Origin of the sequence: Edaphobacter dinghuensis, from assembly GCF_014640335.1 — a bacterium.
Taxonomy (GTDB): domain Bacteria; phylum Acidobacteriota; class Terriglobia; order Terriglobales; family Acidobacteriaceae; genus Edaphobacter; species Edaphobacter dinghuensis.
In genome coordinates, this window is the sequence record NZ_BMGT01000003.1 from 563,029 (window position 1) to 577,080 (window position 14,052).

Genomic DNA, 14,052 nt, shown 5'->3' on the forward strand with positions numbered 1-14,052 from the left:
TATGAGCACACAGCCTACTGTTCCGCCTTCGCATTCACGTCCTATGAATTTTCAGTCGAAGGCGATGCGTTTCAACACGGCTCGCCGCGCTGCGACGAATCATTTTGTCAGCGGTCTGGCAGTTCTTGCTACTGTTATCGTCCTCGCACCGCTTGCCGCGATTCTCTTCTATCTCGTCTACAAGGGTGCAAGTTCGCTGAATCTTGCTTTTTTTACGAATGTTCCTGCTCCGGTCGGTCAACCGGGCGGCGGCATGGCGAACTCGATTTTGGGATCGGGTGTCATCCTTTTGCTGGCAAGCCTGATGGGAATTCCGGTTGGAATTGCCTCCGGTGTTTATCTGGCAGAGTTTGGCCGCGGCAAGATGCTCGCCAACGCTGTGCGCTTCACGGCCGATGTGCTGAACGGCGTTCCTTCCATCGTCATGGGCATTGCGATCTATTCGCTGGTCGTGATGCCGCAGAAGCACTTCTCAGCGCTGGCCGGCGGCATTGTTCTTGGCATCATGATGGTGCCTACGGTGACGCGTACCACTGAGGAGATGCTGTCCACTGTGCCTCATGCGATTCGCGAAGCGGCGCTGGGCCTGGGTGTTCCCAAGTGGCGCACAGTTCTTTCTGTCAGCCTTCGCACAGCATCGCCCGGAATTATCACCGGCTGTATGCTCGCCTTCGCGCGTGTTGCCGGAGAGACGGCGCCGCTGTTGTTTACCGCTTTCGGAAATCAATTCTGGAGCTTCAAGCTCAACGAACCTATCGCGGCACTGCCGCTGCAGATCTTCGTCTATGCCATCTCCCCCTATGATGAGTGGCACCGACTGGCGTGGGCTGGCTCACTTGTTCTTATCGTTATGATTATGGTCTCAGTCACGCTCGTCCGCATCTATGCCAGCCGCGGCGTACTCAAGGGAGGAAGCTAGTGGGAGTAGGCATTCAGGTCGAGAACCTAAACGCGTGGTATGGCAACACTCATACCCTGCAGGACATTAACCTGCACATTCCCGCGAACCATGCCACTGCGCTGATCGGGCCGTCCGGCTGCGGTAAGTCCACCTTTGTCCGTTGCCTCAATCGTATGCACGAGACCAATCCGATTGCGCGTGCGACCGGCATTGTCCGCATGGGCGAGATCGATGTCTACAAGGATGCGTCTCCAGTAGAGATTCGTCGCCGTGTCGGCATGGTCTTTCAGCGCCCCAATCCTTTTCCCACGATGTCGATCTACGACAATGTGGTCAGCGGATTGAAGCTCAATGGTTTTCGCAACAAGCGTGTGCTCGACGAGACGGTCGAGCGGTCGTTGAAGCAGGCTGCTCTGTGGGAAGAGGTGAAGGACGACCTCAAGAGAAAATCGGGCGCCAGTCTTTCGGGTGGACAGCAACAGCGTATGTGCATCGCGCGTGCCTTGGCGGTTGATCCTGAGGTGTTGCTGATGGACGAGCCGGCTTCCGCGCTCGATCCTGTCTCGACCTCGAAGATTGAAGACCTCATCTTCCAGCTCAAGAGCCAGTACACCATCGTCATCGTTACACATAACATGCAGCAGGCTGCGCGCGTGGCCGAAAACACTGGGTTCTTTCTCAATGGAAAGATGGTCGAGTTCGACTCGACTCACAAGATCTTTACGAACCCCCGTGATAAGCGTACCGAAGACTACATCACCGGGAGGTTCGGATGACGCGGATTAAATTCCAGCAGAATCTCGACGACCTCAAGGAACGATTACTCATCATGGCGGGCATGGCCGAGCAGGCCATTCAGCGATCGATTGAGGCTTATAGCAGCCGCGATCTCAGCATCTGTGAGCTTGTCTTTCACTCTGAGCCAGCCATCAACCGGCTCGAGCGCGAGATCGACCAGATGGCGTTGGACCTGCTTGCGATGGAGCAGCCCATGGCCATCGACCTGCGCTTTATCCTTTCAGTGATTCGCATCAATGCTGATCTGGAGCGCGTCGGCGATCAGGCAGTGAATATTGCGATTCGCGTTCGTGAGATGGGGGCCTTTGCGAATACCGATCTTCCGGTAGACATCCCGAAGCTGGCTTCGCTGTCGTCGGCGATGGTACGCAAGGCGCTGCAGGCTTTTATTGAAGCGGACGCCGAGTTAGCCCAATCCGTGCTGCTGCTCGATGATCAGGTCGATGAGATGAATGACGCAGCTTTTTATGCGCTCAGTTCGTTGATTAAGGAAAAGCCAGAACTGACGCCCCAATCGCTCAATGCTCTCATCATTGCGCGAAATCTTGAGCGGGTGGGTGACCATGCCACCAATATCGCTGAAGACGTCATCTTCTGGGTGCGTGGATTCGATGTCCGGCACCATCCCCGCGCCGATTAGCTCAGGCGGGTTCCCACCAGGTCAGTTGCGATAGAAGCGGATAGTAGAGCGCCAGGCGTATCTTTCTTCCCGCACGGTTGATCGTCTGCGCATAAGTTTCCATCTGCGCGCTGTACTTCGCTCGCTCTGAAGCAAGAAAAGCTTCGATACCTTCGCCTGTATGCGTCGTTGTTTTGTAGTCCACGATCCAGAGATAGTCATCTCCTTCAGATAACGGCATCGCTCCTGCCCGGAAGATGCGATCCAGTCGGACACTTCTGCGGTCCTCTGCCCATGAGGTAAGCGCAAGCTCGCTGGATGCTTCTTTATGAGCTCCCAGAATCCAGCGTCCTTGCATGTCTCGCAAAGTATTTTCGAGTGCTGCTCGCACGCGCGATGATAGTTGTTTCACACGCGAAGCGCCAAGACCCTCGCCACGTAAAACCGTCGAGATGCGTGGCTCCCATAGCTCTATTTCGTTCAGCAGTTCGTCTGGAAGAGTTCCATGCGCAAGCCGTTTCGCTATCAATTCCAGAAACTCATGGACTGCATTTCCGAAGGCCCGCGCTTCAAACGATCCCTCCGGTCGCTCAAAGCGAGCTTGCGCTGTCCCGATGCTGTTTCCATAGGAGAGCTTCTGCATTTCGGCAAACCGTGCCGACGGTAAAAAATCCAAAGGCAGGCGCTCCAAGATTGGAGGACGCTCTTCTGTGGCCGCGGCCAGACTACCAACAAACGCATCGGTAGAAGCGGTTGCATCTTGGGGTGGCAAGGGAAGCATCGGCTGCACGTTGCTTGAAGACGCGTGCGTAGCGATAAAGTATTGCTCTGCGGCTGGCCACGCTGCGCTCAACAGGCTTCCGTGCGCTTGACTCATCGAGCCATCTGACTTTGTCTCTGGAGCGGCGAAGAGATGCAACTCCTCTCTCGCGCGCGTGCAGGCGACGTAGAACAGCCGCTTTCGTTCCGCCGCGTCTCGTGCCTTCTCGATATTGTTAAGCCAATCATTCAGCTCTTGCGACTCCTCTCCTCGGCCAATGATCGGCGCAAGAACCAAATTCGCGGAGTCTTCTCCATCCGAATCAATCTCGTTCCAGGTAAGCAATCGACCGCCGGAGACACGCGCCCTCTTCTCCAGTCCAGGGACAATCACTACATCCCACTCAAGGCCTTTCGCTCCATGGATTGTCATGAGATCGACTGCGCCCTCGCTGACCGCTGCTTCAGCGTAAAGCTTATCCAGCCTTGTTTTCAGCTGGCTTAAGTCGATTGTGCCAGTCTCCGCTTCGATCTCATTCAGCAATTGCAGATATCGACGCGCATTCGTCATCCTCTCAGGCGTCAGATAGACATTGCCGCCCAATGATCGCCATGCTCGCTCTACCCATTGCGTTGTCGTCAATCTGCCGCGCTGTTGAGAGGCTGCCTGCAGCACCGGCCAGATTCGCATCAACCGTGCGCAGGTCTCATCGCTCAACAGATGCCCTCGTTCGGCAAGCAAGTCGCCGAGAGTACGCTCTGCCCAATTCTGTTCATCTGCTCCTGCAAGCACGTGTAATTCAGACGATGTTAGCCCACACCAGGGAGCATGCAGCACAGCGAACCATGCCACTCGATCAGCCGGGTGCAACAGCGCACGTGTCAGCGCAAAGAGATCCAGCACCTCGCGCTGTTCTCCCAATGCCTTAATATCGACAGCGCGATAGGGAATTGGACCCGCACCCTCATCTTTTTCCAATGCCGCGACAATGTCGGTCAAATGGTTGCGGCTGCGCACCAGAACGGCAATCTTCCATGGCTCTGTTCTTTCTCCGGGCAATGGTCGAGCTTGCCATTCTTCAATGATTGAGCGGATAGAGTGGGCATCTGTTTTTGCCTGTCTTCTGCGAGATGAAGTATCGGCAGAAGGTAATGCATTTGCATGCCATACGATGTCGCATGCTCCCTCGGCTGATCTTCCGCGTATAGCTCCGGCAGGCGTATATCTCACCTCGCCGGAGGTGACGTCATTCAAAGCTTCAGGAAAGATCGACGAAAAAATGTCGTTGAAGGCGTTTACTAAACCCTGCTGCGACCGGAAGTTCGCAGTCAATCTTAAACTTTCCACGGGTAGGTCGCCGAGTTGTTCTGCAGCCATCGTTTGTATAAAACGCTCAACGCGCGCTTGCCGAAAGAGATAGATCGACTGCTTAGGATCGCCGACGAGAAAGACCGTCTGACTGTGGCCATCCCAGTTCTGAGTTAGAAGTTGGATCAACTCGTACTGGCTGGTCGAAGTGTCCTGCATCTCATCGACCAGCAGGTGTTGCAGCTTCATTCCTAACGCCGCTTCCAGATCGTGCACTCCATCTTCGCGGCGTAAGGCAGCCTTCGCTAAAAGTCCAAGCTCGGCAAAATCGCACTCACCGCGCTCGGCAAATACAAGTTGCAGCTCCGCCAGCGCATGACTGAGAACGCGAAAGAGTGCCTTCGCAACTACCCACTGTTCCTGCGGGTATTTTGCAGGAGGAAGATAGTTGACTGCTTGAATCGCTTGCAAAATGTCATCGCGATGTTGAAGCTGCACCACTAAATCTTTAAGCCTCGCGGCATCGTTTTTATCGATCTCGAATTTGAGCCAGTCGCCACGGAAGCCTGAGCGCCAGCCACCATCTCCCTTCGTCAGGAGATGAATGAGTGCGCGCCAATGCTCGAGGTGTTCTGCAGATTCTGCGGGAGCGGTATGTCGTCCTGCGCAGACAGCGATGGGAGATGGCGATCCCTTGTATCCATCGGCATGTCCCAGTTCTCCGGCAAAGTGTGAGAGCTCGTGCAGTATGTCACTGGGCAGCGTCTGCGAGAGGCGAGTCAATCCAACACAGATGGCTTGCTCCAACGCTCGCTCCAGGCGTGGCAGCACCGTTTCATCCAGGTAGGTATCGTCAAGATCGCGTCCGGCGAGCGGAACCAGTTCACCCCACTGGTCACGCAGGGCCAACATGCCAGCAAGCAGACGCTCGCACTCTGCAAGATTTCCATCGCGATGCAGCAGAACCAGCCGCAGAGCAGCATTCAAGGAATGATTCTGACTGCCGAGTTGCATCAGGGTTCGCCGCGCAGCCTCGCGATGAAGCCCCGAGGCATCAAGCACAGGAGATTGCCCACCGCCGCCGCCCGAGAGCACCGGGAGTGAGCCGGCGATTTCGGCACATACGGAGTCGATCGTGCGCACCCTCAATCTGCGGGGTCGCTCCAGCAGTCCCCATTCCAGCATTTGGTCGCGGCGTAGAACAGCTTCAGCGAGCGCCCGTGTCTCTCGCTCGAATTCACTGTCATTGTGCAACGGCTCATTTCGCGCTGCCTTCTCCAGTTGAGAGATAACGCGCTCGCGAATCTCCCCCGTCGCCTTAACCGTGAATGTAATTGCCAGCACCTGCTCCGGCTGCTCTACGCTTTCATCGCCGAGCAGTTTGAGATATCGCTGAATGAGGAGTCCAGTTTTGCCGGAGCCGGCAGGAGCTTCCACAATCCATGATTGCCTGATATCGAGCGCCTTCTCGCGTTCGCGCCAATCGGGCGGCCGCACCGTGTCTGGGTTATTCTGCATCTCCGCTTCGGACCCAACAACGAATAGCTTAGTCACGCTCAGCCTCCGTTGCTTCTTCGTCATCGTCTTGCTCAAAGGATGCCGGGTCAATGCGGCATAGCAACCGTTGCGCGCAATACGTACAGGTCGATGGAAAGTCTTTCGGTTTGACACGGATGTCGCCGTTATAAAAATTTTCGGCGAGCGAAGTCAGCACCTGCCGCCATTGCTGAACCTGCTCTTCGAGGTCAGCAGGATGTTGGCGTGGTATTCGGATGCCAGACGCTTCGCTGGTTGCAAACCCCTGCAGCCCCATATCTTTTCCGGCGCGCACCTGCCCGAATGCCACAGCCTCAAGCGGTGTGGCGTCAGACAACACTGCATACAGCGGCAACTGGGGCGCATCGGGCCGATCAGTGAGCCAATCACTCGGCTTGGCTACGCCGGTCTTGTAATCGATGATGATATCGCCGCTTTCCCCAATATCCACGCGATCTACACGCACGCTTAAGTGCAGTGGTCCAATCCGTACGTCCCTTAATTCTTTTTCGCTGAGTTTAACTTTGAACGGTGGCCGCGCTGATTCAAGCTCCAGCCACGGTCCCAACAGGTTCAGCAGTCGCTCACGCTGCATGTCGAGGTAGGCCGCATCCCAGGGCGTCTCACTTAGCTGCTCACTTTTTTCAAGCGCTGCCGCTATGCATTGTTGCAGTAAAGCCTCTCGCTCTGGGGTGCGCATGGCCTTCAGGGAGCTCTGAGTCTTGACCTCATTCCAGAAGTTTTCAAGTACAAGGTGAACGATAGTGCCGCGCTCGGCTGCGTCCAGGCCCATCTCCGTAGTGTTCGGCTCTGTCGACCATAATCGCCGCTCTGCAAATGCACGAAATCCGCAGGCAGCCTGCAATCGCAGAATCTCCGCGCCTCCATGAATTACCTGCTCCGGCAGCGGGGGTAATCCTGAGCGGTCCTCGACCTTCTCGATCTCAACGAGCGCTGGCTCTGCTTCAGCAGCAGCAATATCTCCAATGGCAATGGGCTCTAACGATAGTCCATGCATTGCGGAGGAGAGACGTTGACGGCCCTCTGCTGCTTCCTTCGCGTAACTAAACACAACCGTTGCTGCGCTCTCAGCGATTCGTTCTGTTATACGCCGTGACTGATTCGCATCCTGCTGTGTATCTGTTCCAGGCATTCCAAGATCACGTTGAAGCGACCAGGGCAGCAACGGGTTGGCGCTTCGCGGGAGCGGCCAGGCTAAATCGCCGCTTCGCATAAACCAGATAGCATCGAATGTTGACCCTGCAGCTTCAAGAGGACCCATGATCTGGACAGGAGCTTCGCGCGATTCAGGGGCAAACATTGTCTGCTGTGCGATTCTCGCCAACGCATCCAAAGCTTGTAGGAAGCTAACGCGTTGCCCGTCAAAGTCCAGCGTCGACAGCTCATCGAGCACGCTCTCCCACTTGCGCCGCGTCTGAAACTCAACGCTATCTTCGCCTCTGCCTGCTCCCCATGCAGCGGCGGCCAGAAGCTCACGCATTGCTTCAGCCCATTCTGCATGCGACCGCTGTGTATTTTTGCCTAGGCGCTTTGAGACGACAAGCAGCGTTCGCAGTTTATTGTGGAGGTCGTTCAATCTCGATCTCCGTCTGGAGCCTTCGATTGCTGTTACTAACCACTCCAGCGAGATCTCCGGTCGCAGACGCTTCGCTCGCCGCAGCTCAAACGCATCGAACTCAGCTCGCGCTTCATACTCTGTCGAGAGAGGCGCAAGGTAAGGGGAGAGCAGCAGCCTGCTCACACGCTCCAGCGGAAGTGCTTCCGTGCACCACTTTAATATGTCCAAAGCGGTTGCCGCCATCGTAGTGTTTGCAAGCATCATGCCTACTGAGAACTCGAATGGGCCGGAGTTGGCATTAGCTGTAATATCTTCCAGCTCCGGAGCCAGAATCTCTCTAAAGACTCGATCAATCTCTGCGCGTTGCTTCTCCAGGTCGGGGACGATGACGGCGATGCGAGCCTGTGGTTGTTGCTCCAGCAGCTTTCGCACTCCTCGTGCTGTAACTCGAAGCTCTTCATGCTCATCTATCGCTATAACGCTTAGCTGTCGCTCTGCGGCGATAGTGATTGGCATCTCCTCGATCTTTACTCCAGTACCGCGTAGCTCTTCCATCAGCCCTGTCTGTGCAGGAGTCATCAAGTCGAATCCGACCAACACTATTTCTGCTGTCGTCGCATCCCTCAGATGCCCTGCAGAAACTGCTGCCTCTAAGGCAGATTCCAACTGCGCTCGCGCCAGTAGACCATCGGCTCTGCATTGCTGCTCGAATTTCAGCGCCCACCGCTGAAAGGCCCGGGTGTCAGAGCTTCCCGCAGTTCCGCGCAGTTGCGACTGGCCTCCATAGCTGCAAAGCAAGCTCCATGCCTGCATCGCCATCTCTGCAAGGGAGGCCACCGTCCGCAGGCTGCGTAACTCTGCATCCGCTTCCAGAATTTTTTGCCATACCGCATGTTCCTGCGTGCGGTTCAGCAGCAGTTTCGAGGTGTGGCCGCCAATCAACATCTCATGCCAGAGGCTGGCAGTCCACGCATCCCATGCCATAATCGCAGGTGGCTGCCAGCTATCCAGCCCCAATGCGCGATGATGGCGATCAAAGCCGACGCGCAGAGTTCGCGCCGCGCGTTGATTTCCTGTCACGACGGTTGCGCCGCGCTCCAACGCCTGTGCGATCTCGATCGGCAATAGATCTTTACCATCCATCTCTCGGTTATACGCCCGCAGCCGTTGGAAATCAGCCTGCCAAAGCTCGATTGGAACGTCTCCATAAACTCATCGCCAGCAGGACGATCGCTGCCGCCAGTGGCAGCGCAAGCGCGACTTGCAGCGAGCCTGTTTTTGTTGAAACTACTCCCATCAGCCAGGGCAAGGCCGCGGCACCCAATCCAGACACGGCGAGCACGATGCCTGCCTGTCGCGCTGCCGGCTTTTCCGCCATAAGCAGGGCAAAGGTGGACGGGAAAAACGGAGCCAAACTGAAACCGAGCAATATTGTGAATGTCGCAATGCCCACAGCCGAATGTGCTGTAGCCAGCCCGGCGGTAAAGAGCACCGCAAGCGCCAGTCCCCAGCGTTGCACGGTCGTCTCGCCGATTCGCAACATGACGACAGAAGATCCGGCGCGGCCTGCGGTCAGCGACATCCAGAGCAGCAGGGTCGTGTATTCGCTGACGGCCAGGGTTTTGTCTCCATAGCGCAACGCATACGTTGTCAGCCACCCGCTCAGGCAGGTCTCCAGCCCGCCATAGAGAAACAGTAGTCCTGCAAAGTAGAGAAAGATTCCCCTGCCAATGCGCTGGTTGTCGGCTGGCGCATCGGCAACCCCGGCCTGCTCTGCCGTTCCCCGCATCTCTGCCGCCACCGCCAGGGCCGTCGCCATAAAGAATGCAGCAAAGCACTCCAGCATCCCGCGCAATGCAAACCGTGGGAGCAGCCATGCAGCCAAAAGGGGAGAGAGCATTGCGCCGAAGCTCCACGAAAAATTCAGCAGCGCCAGTGCCGATCCACGGTGCTCTGTGTAGCGACGCCCAGCAAGAATGTTAGTCGACGCAATGATCTGCCCTAATCCGAAGCCGCCTGCAAACAGGCCGACGCATGCCACGACGAGACCCGGCGCAACCGCAAACAGCCCAAAGCCCACTGCCGCGGATGACAATCCTGTCAGCAGGCTGCGACGCAGATGGCGCGAAACGCTTACCCCTCCTGTAAACGAGCCGCAGAACTGAGCCAGCAACAGCAATCCGCTTTGTGCGTCCTGCAGATGCCATTGTCGCGTTAGCAATGGCAGAATCGGCCCGAGCAGAGCAGTGCCCAATCCGGTCAACACAAATCCAACGTGCATCAACCCGGAAGATGGAGACACTTTTCTTCGTTCAGCCATGCGAACCCCCACCAAGTTCTTTCCATTATCATCAATTCAGGAGTTCCTGCCGTGCCCAGAAAAGCCTTATTTGTCCTCCTCTTCGTTGCGCTCCTCTCGGGCTGCCGCAAGTCCTCTGCTCCCACATCAGAAAGCTCCACTGCCGCGCAAGCCACCTTTCAGATACGAGGCAAGGTCGTCAGCACCGATGCGTCTCACGTCACCCTCGACGGCGATGCCGTTCCCGGCTTCATGGACGCCATGACGATGCCTTATAAGCTCAAAGACCCGATGGTTGCCACCGAGCTTCATCCTGGTGATCGCATTACGGCGACTATTCTTGCCGACAAGGATGGCAGCGACTTTGCCAACGTCCGCCTGGATAACGTTGTCATCGTCTCGCAAGCACGACCGGACTACGTGCCTGCCGTTCAATACAATGTTCCCAAGGCAGGGGATTCTGTTCCCGACTTCAAGCTCCTCAACCAGAGCAACCAGACGATCCATCTGGCGCAGTTTAAAGGCAAGGTGCTCCTCCTCACCTTTATCTACACCCGCTGCCCGTTTGCGGACTTCTGCGTGCGTATGAGCCGCAACTTTGCCGAAGTCGATAAAGCTCTCGCTGCCGATCCGGCCCTGTATCAGCAGACTCACCTGCTCAGCATCAGCTTCGATCCCGCTTACGATACGCCAAAGGTGCTGCGCAGCTACGGTGGGGCCTACACGGGTCTGTATACCAAGGAAAAATTCCTTCACTGGGACTTTGCCGCTCCCACCGAAAAGGAGCTACCTGCGCTTACCCAGTACTTCGACGTGGGTATTACGGGGAGCGGCAAGACTCTGTCTCACTCCCTGTCGACCGTTCTCATCGGCAAAGACGGCAAGATCGTCGCATGGTATCCGAACAATGAGTGGAAGCCTGTCGATGTTGTTGCTCAGATGAAACAGGCAGCCGGTGCCTGAGCGTTGCGGCAGAATTTCCTGAAGTCTCTTGATATAAATAGAAAGCCCCGGCTGAGACCGGGGCTTTTGCTCGAAGCAAGATATCGCTAGAAGTGATAGGCAGCGCCAAAGGTAAGCAGCGATGGAGTCAGGCCGCTCTGCGGGAAGCTCAGCCATCTTTGATATTCAAAGTCGGCCCGTGCATTCAGATGCTTCAGAATTCTGTAATCGACGCCCCCTCCGACAGCAAAGAGGTTGTAGGCCAGGTTGGCATGGCGATAACCGGGGAATGCCGGAAAGTTGAAGACACCTCGGCCATACATGCCCTTGAGATAGGGAGAGAAGCGGCCATAGTTGCGGTGATAGCGTGCGCCGATCTCATAGGTCTTTTCGTAGACGTCTGAGCCTCCTCCGTCCTTGACGAAGTGGAACTCGCCTTCAATGCCAAGGTTATGGATAAAGTCATAATCGAAATAGGCTGCGCCGCCATTGATGCGATTGGGCAGGTAATCTGAATCTGCTGTGGTAAAGCCACCGCCGACCTGAAGGTCAGCGGTGCGGGTGGCGGTAGGCCGGGCTTGTGCCAGTACTGTGGAGGCCGCACCAGCAAGGCTGATGAGGACAAGAAGTTTGGTAAGCAATCACATCTCCTGAGACGAACGGCTTGCGCCCATTCCGATAAAAAGTGGTCTAACGGAAAGAATACGCGACGCCGACAGTCATGACGAGAGGTGATAGCCCGTTATTCTGGAACCCAGGCCAATTTTGGTACTCGAAGTCGAAGGCACGAACGTTGAAGCGTCTGGTGGCCCACCAATCGACGCCTCCGCCGAAGGACATGACTCCGTAGGTGGCGCTTGAAGCTTTTATGTATTGGCTTGGAGTCTGATATCCAAACCGGCCAATTCCGAAGAGCGCCTTGGCATAGGGCGTAAAACGATGATAGTGAAAGCGGTATCGTGGGCCAACGAGATAGGTGTCCTCGGAGATATCGGCTGGGGTAATCAGATTGACGAAGTGAATATCGCCTTCAACACCGAGATGCCGGGTGAAATCGTAGTCTCCATAGATCGATAGCCCTCCGATCCCTTTTGGGCCATAGTCCGGTCGCGCATAGGTTACGCCGCCGCCGACTTGGAGACTGCCGGTGCGAGCAGCGGTAGGAACAGCTTGTGCGTGCGACCACGTCGTAAGGCCAAGCACGCAGACGAAACAGCCGATAAGAGTATGCAGTTTCAAGTGAAGTACCCTCCTGGGGGAGATAAATGCTCGAGTTAGGCAATTCAGAAGAAGATCAGCGCCAATCTCCGGCGCAAGTAAGAGGGCGTGGAAAGGCCAAAATGCTCGACTCTTCCACGCCCTAATCAATCCATTACTGCTGTGGCACTGTTGCCTGAGGCTCCGCTGCGGGAGGCGCAGCGTTGCCGGGAGCAGGTGCGGGAGCGGCAGCCGGAGGCTGAGCGGTATTGTCCGCCGGAGCTGCCGTATTGGGCGCTGTTGCGTTGGGTGCCTGTGCCGGTGCGGCCGTCGGTTCCTGATAAGCCGTCAGCTTCAGGTAGACCGGCTCGACCTCAAAGGGCATCTTGTCAGCCGGGCTAAGCAGAGGCTCATACGCGGTATGCATCACCGTCACCTGATCCGTCCACGGATTGAAGCGGAGGAACGCGGACAACGGCATCGCTGCCTGCTGCTTGAGATCGTTCATGTTGAGCTTGGGGCTCTTGCTCATCAAAGCCGCCATCCAGAAGGTGGGGTCCTTGTCGCCCTTGACCAGACCGTCTCCAATCTGAGGCTGGTTGAGCGCGGGCAGGCCCTTGAGGCGTGCCTGAAGCTGCTGGAGGTAGAGACCGAAGTACTGCTCGCCGCCAACAAGTTCTTTGGCGTTCAACAACTCGATGGCCTTCTTTGCGGCTGCCTCGTTGTCGGCATCCGTGTGGTGCATGGGGATGCGCTTGAACACGGAGGTCGAGGGGAAGAGGAGTTGATCATTGAAGGCGTACTTGGTGTCGAGCCGGTGACCAAGGATAATGTGAGCGACCTGGAACGCCAGCAGGGCATTGAGATTGCCCATCTGCTGCGCGCCATCCTGGGTCACAACGCCAGTGGTGTCGATCAGGCCCTTGGAGAGAATGATGGTGTTGCCGATGGCCAGCGACTCCAGCGGCTGAGTGAGCAGTGTGCGAACACGGATGGGCCGCGAGAGCGTGATGTTGTTATAGGCAAGAATATTGTTGGCCAGGTCGGCAAGCGTCTTGTCGAAGTCGCTTGGCGCGTCGAGCAGACCGGCCTGATAGAGACGATCGACGACGTTGTCCTCTGCCTGTTGCACCCATGCGCGCTGAGCACCCAGAGGGCTGACGTCCTGGGCGTCGTTGCTGACGTCAGTGGCACCAACGACATCGAGCGACGTGTTCGACGACTCCTGGGTGGGAACCTTCAGCGAGTAGCCCCAGATATGGTTGATCGCCTTGAACTTCAGCGTGTGCGAGGGGCTGTTTGAGTCGCTCTCTTCAACATAGGCGGAGGTGGGCATCCAGAGATTCGGTTGCACGTTGGTGCGCCAGCTGTCGAAGTGATAGAACTCGCGGTAGCCCTTCTCGGTGCCGGCGAAGTCTCCATTGAACCGCACCACGTTGCCATCGCCGGTCTCGATCCAGATGCGGCCAAAGAAGCGGCCTAGGGACTTCGTTCCCGGCATTGGGGCTACGTCGAAGACAGCGGTCGGGGTGTTCCCGAGGAACTCATTGCGGACGAAGCCGAAGATGTAGTGCTGCCGGTCAAAGTTGTTTGAGTCGATCAGCAGCATTTGAACGAAGCCGGTCTGATTGAAGTTCAGGTGCAGGTTCGCGCCGATATTCGTGATGTAGGAGCCGGAATGTTTGAAGAAGCCGAGCGGCCCGCTGGAGGTGGACCTTTTTTCATAGTTCTCGTTGCCAATGACGTTATTAAAGTCAACCCGTCCGAGGAAGTGCTGATCGGACTCCGGCACCTGGCCCATGACCTGGTCTGGCTTCATGTTCTGAAGATAGGTCTCGACGAGGGGAGCTCGCTGCTTGAGGGTCGCAATGACTACCTTTTCACGGGCGATCGCTTTGTCGATCAGAGCGTTCTCTGTCGGCGTAAGCTTGCGGGAAGACACAACGCTTGTGTCCTGCTTGTTTTTTCCAAAGTGCGGGAAGCCTGCTGCACCGGCAGGGAGGGTGGTTGCGACAAAGAGTGCCAGCAGCACACCGGCGGTTGAATGTTTCCCGTAAATCATCGTTTGCGGCTCCTGCGGCGACCTTACGGTCAGCCTTCGTAAATTGGTCTT

At 56.5% G+C, this 14,052-nt stretch carries 10 protein-coding genes; 4 read left to right on the forward strand and 6 right to left on the reverse strand.

The genetic code is table 11. The annotated features are described in order from the left end of the window. Position 1 precedes the first annotated feature (1 nt). The 3 genes from pstA to phoU are packed head-to-tail and all read left to right on the forward strand — an operon-like array spanning position 2 to position 2,339. Positions 2 to 919 (forward strand): phosphate ABC transporter permease PstA, encoded by a 918-nt coding sequence (gene pstA / locus IEW09_RS14330; RefSeq protein ID WP_229739328.1) that lies wholly within the window; start codon positions 2 to 4, stop codon positions 917 to 919. Next, complete coding sequence (pstB, locus tag IEW09_RS14335; RefSeq protein WP_188554880.1) at positions 919 to 1,677, forward strand: phosphate ABC transporter ATP-binding protein PstB; 759 nt, start codon at positions 919 to 921, stop codon at positions 1,675 to 1,677. Before pstA ends, pstB begins: the two co-directional genes overlap by 1 nt. Continuing rightward, positions 1,674 to 2,339 carry a phosphate signaling complex protein PhoU gene (gene phoU, locus IEW09_RS14340; RefSeq protein ID WP_188554881.1) on the forward strand — a complete coding sequence of 222 codons (666 nt, stop codon included), beginning with the start codon at positions 1,674 to 1,676 and terminating at the stop codon, positions 2,337 to 2,339. Before pstB ends, phoU begins: the two co-directional genes overlap by 4 nt. A 1-nt stretch (position 2,340) precedes the next feature. Here the strand turns inward: phoU and IEW09_RS14345 are convergent, their stop codons facing one another. From IEW09_RS14345 to IEW09_RS14355, 3 genes are read right to left on the reverse strand one after another with little or no spacing between them, the layout of a single operon-like run. Further along, complete coding sequence (locus tag IEW09_RS14345; protein ID WP_188554882.1) at positions 2,341 to 5,940, reverse strand: UvrD-helicase domain-containing protein; 3,600 nt, start codon at positions 5,938 to 5,940, stop codon at positions 2,341 to 2,343. Further along, positions 5,933 to 8,644, reverse strand: coding sequence for a PD-(D/E)XK nuclease family protein (locus IEW09_RS14350; protein WP_188554883.1), 2,712 nt, complete (start codon positions 8,642 to 8,644; stop codon positions 5,933 to 5,935). The genes IEW09_RS14345 and IEW09_RS14350 overlap by 8 nt, the downstream gene beginning before the upstream one ends. 31 nt (positions 8,645 to 8,675) lie before the next feature. Continuing rightward, the gene (locus IEW09_RS14355; RefSeq protein WP_229739329.1) at positions 8,676 to 9,821 is read right to left on the reverse strand and encodes an MFS transporter; all 1,146 of its coding nucleotides are present in this window, start codon (positions 9,819 to 9,821) and stop codon (positions 8,676 to 8,678) included. Positions 9,822 to 9,872: 51 nt separating this feature from the next. On the opposite strand from IEW09_RS14355, the gene IEW09_RS14360 reads away from it, so the two are divergent. Next, a complete protein-coding gene (locus tag IEW09_RS14360) occupies positions 9,873 to 10,763 on the forward strand; it encodes an SCO family protein (RefSeq protein ID WP_188554884.1) in 891 nt (296 codons plus the stop codon). 86 nt (positions 10,764 to 10,849) lie between these two features. Here IEW09_RS14360 and IEW09_RS14365 read toward each other — a convergent pair whose 3' ends face one another. From IEW09_RS14365 to IEW09_RS14375, 3 genes are all read right to left on the reverse strand, one after another. After that, entirely contained in the window at positions 10,850 to 11,383 is a 534-nt protein-coding gene (locus IEW09_RS14365; protein ID WP_188554885.1) for an outer membrane beta-barrel protein, read from the reverse strand. 49 nt (positions 11,384 to 11,432) lie between these two features. Then, on the reverse strand, positions 11,433 to 11,981 hold the full coding sequence (locus tag IEW09_RS14370) for an outer membrane beta-barrel protein (RefSeq protein ID WP_188554886.1): 549 nt from the start codon (positions 11,979 to 11,981) through the stop codon (positions 11,433 to 11,435). A 133-nt stretch (positions 11,982 to 12,114) separates the two neighbouring features. After that, positions 12,115 to 14,001 carry a hypothetical protein gene (locus IEW09_RS14375; RefSeq protein ID WP_188554887.1) on the reverse strand — a complete coding sequence of 629 codons (1,887 nt, stop codon included), beginning with the start codon at positions 13,999 to 14,001 and terminating at the stop codon, positions 12,115 to 12,117. Positions 14,002 to 14,052: the final 51 nt, after the last annotated feature.

Bases quoted from the DNA above. Each gene is read 5' to 3' on its own strand.
- pstA (WP_229739328.1), top strand. From the start codon at position 2: ATGAGCACACAGCCTACTGTTCCGCCTTCGCATTCACGTCCTATGAAT.
- phoU (WP_188554881.1), top strand. From the start codon at position 1,674: ATGACGCGGATTAAATTCCAGCAGAATCTCGACGACCTCAAGGAACGA.
- IEW09_RS14350 (WP_188554883.1), bottom strand. From the start codon at position 8,644: ATGGATGGTAAAGATCTATTGCCGATCGAGATCGCACAGGCGTTGGAG.
- IEW09_RS14355 (WP_229739329.1), bottom strand. From the start codon at position 9,821: ATGGCTGAACGAAGAAAAGTGTCTCCATCTTCCGGGTTGATGCACGTT.
- IEW09_RS14375 (WP_188554887.1), bottom strand. From the start codon at position 14,001: ATGATTTACGGGAAACATTCAACCGCCGGTGTGCTGCTGGCACTCTTT.